Below are 2636 nucleotides of genomic sequence, written 5' to 3'. Positions count from 1 at the left end.
CAAAGAGGATCGTCATCTAGTTGTGCGATCTGCCATTTTCCTCCGTTCTTACGGATAAAATGTTGATTATTAAGGCGAGTGAGAAAATCCGTGTCAATATATAGGTCATTCCCAAGCGCGGTCCTCAAATCTTTTATAGCAAAGGAATGTAGATTATTATGCGCAAAATGGTTCACGACTGAACGAACCCGTTCCTCAGGATAAATGAGCGCCCGTGTCTCAATCAGATCCGTAAGCTTGGTTTCTGCATCGAGCTCCTTGAACAGATCAGAGGGGTTGATGTCCTCACTGGGTCTAATATCCCTGTTTCCTAGATACTTGATCTGTCCCATGAACTGGTTTTTTTCAACCGTAAGATCATCAGCACGCACGGTGAGAATATCTGCAAGGAAGCGTTCATTATTAGATTCACGTAAAGTGTTCTTAAGGCGGGTGTAATGGGCATCCGTGCTGAGACGCGGACCGTCATAAAGAACATAGGCAAATCCTGCCTGCCGTGACCGAAGAGATTGTACAATGCCCATGTAGAGAGCTTCAGGAAATGTACTGCCCTTGTAAGATGTAAACAATACACTGACCGGAGTTGTAGAAGAGGAAGTCTTAACATACCCTATGATCACTAAAGAAGAACCAATCTCCTGTTGATTATTAAACTCTGCCTTCCAACCGGCTTGGAAGATCTTCCAGAGACCATATGTAAGCTGTCTCTGATGCTTCTCAGGATAGTTGAGCAGATCAATAATTTCGCGCTCAATAGCAAGTTCAATCTCCGAATCATATCGTTTCTCCTTAAAAACCTCATTCGTAACATCCGGATGAATCACATATTCCATCTCACCAAATTCATTATTCCTGCGTTCAAGGATACGTACCCCACTAATTGGTTGGGTAAGAAGTTCGGGAAATTCGATGTCGGTGAAATCATCTTCCGTAACTGCACCGTCTTCACCGAGGAGTTTACCGGAGAGTCGCCTGAAATCTTCTCCAAGTGAAGGGTTTTTTGCAGCAATCCCTTCAGTAAGTGAATTCAGACTATTCCAATCGAGGATAAAAGATTTGGAATAGAAACTCTCGTGCTTTGAAAGAACCTGAATCATCTGTGAACCAGCAATTTCCCGTTCTCCGGATAATACAGTCTCACGAAGTGCCTGATCCATAATAGCAAGGATCTCACGCGGATGTCCACTGACCAGTCGACTGACTACACCGATCACTTCGGATTTTATTGGAAAGAATGTCTCATTCTTTGTAAACCTGACACTATTCAGGCGATCAAGGATCATTTGTTTGGCATCATTTTCAGAAAGATGACCAAGCTGGATTTTATTTGGGAATCGCTGAAGAAACGCATCTCCAAGCTTTCTTTCTTCTGCGCTAGTACTTCCGAGATCAGTAACCCGGCTCATGGCCTCACGTGAGAAGCCCATAATGATGTGGAGTGGAGTTCCCTGAAGTTCATTTATGAGATGGAGCAGGCATTGCACAAAGTACTGTACATCATTGGTGCTGTCAGACTGAACAATGTCTTCAGCCTCATCTATTAAGAGAAAAATTCCGCGTATGCCCCGGTTCTTGGCACCGGCAATGAGAAGACCTAGATTTTTTATGATGTTATCTCTGAGTTTCTCCGGTGCATAGGTGCGCTCTACACTGTCATCGGGTTCAACATTCTTTAATTCTTTGATAAGATCGCTCAGTTCCGGTATTTTCTCACCAGTTTTCTGTATAATAATCTCATACAGTCGTCTGAAGCTGATTCCAAGATTGCCTAGATAGACTGCCGTATTATGTTCGCCGTAAGTTCCGGAGTTGATATTATGCATCAGATGAAGGAGGTGGTGTGTCTTTCCGGTTCCATACTCACCCATAACCATGACCCTCTGCTGGGTCTCTTTTAAGATTGCTTCCCGGATAAATTCAGAGAATCGTTCGATTTCGGTCTCTCTACCGTAAAGAGTATATGTAAATGCACTCTCTTCATCAGCAATAATTGATTCAAACGGATTTTTCTGAATCCCTAAATCTTCAAGTCTTATTTCCGTCATATAAACCCAACCTCCGTCGCTACGTTCAATGCAATTGAAAACTTACCATAACTCCCCGGTACGATCAGTTTCGGAATCCTCGACTTTCTCAGTCGTGAGAACAATTCCTCGAATTCGAGAAAAGTGACGCCATACTTGAGATCGAAAAGATCCTTTATTTGGTGTTCACTTACAGTGTTGTCATCTTGTACAACTGCCATCACCTCCTCTGTAAGGAGTTGGGCAAAAACAAGATCATGAAGGCGTTGGACGACATATATCCCATCCGCTTCCTTTTTGATCAGTTGAAGTCGCTCAAGTTCAGCAATAGTGGTTTCGATAGTAAACTGATTGAACGTGTGACCATACACTGTTTTTTTGATAAATTCAACGCCAGTTTCGGCACGAGTTGCACCTCTTTTCCGGAAAATGTATGCAACAACAACACGAATTTCAGGTGAGTAAAAAAGAGCGTTTGTCTGCAACATCTCCATTGCAGCGGTTTTGTCATCCTTTACATATGAGTGGTATATTTCTCTGCCGGAGTAGAGACGCACATGAGATTTCTCACCAAATGTGGTAAGTACAAGACCAGAATCATCACCCTCGATC

At 43.0% G+C, this 2636-nt stretch carries 2 protein-coding genes; both read right to left on the bottom strand.

Annotated features, from left to right (window positions below; all coding sequences use genetic code 11):
* A partial coding sequence (locus QCH34_RS10420) for an ATP-binding protein (RefSeq protein ID WP_300333826.1) occupies positions 1-2045 on the bottom strand: 2045 nt, incomplete at its 3' end.
* On the bottom strand, positions 2042-2636 hold a 595-nt coding region (locus QCH34_RS10415; RefSeq protein WP_300333823.1), incomplete at its 5' end, for a hypothetical protein. The genes QCH34_RS10415 and QCH34_RS10420, both read right to left, overlap by 4 nt.

The sequence above is a fragment of the Methanocalculus sp. genome, from assembly GCF_029762515.1.
Classification (GTDB): Archaea; Halobacteriota; Methanomicrobia; order Methanomicrobiales; family Methanocorpusculaceae; genus Methanocalculus.
This window is presented reverse-complemented; position numbering and strand designations above follow the sequence as displayed.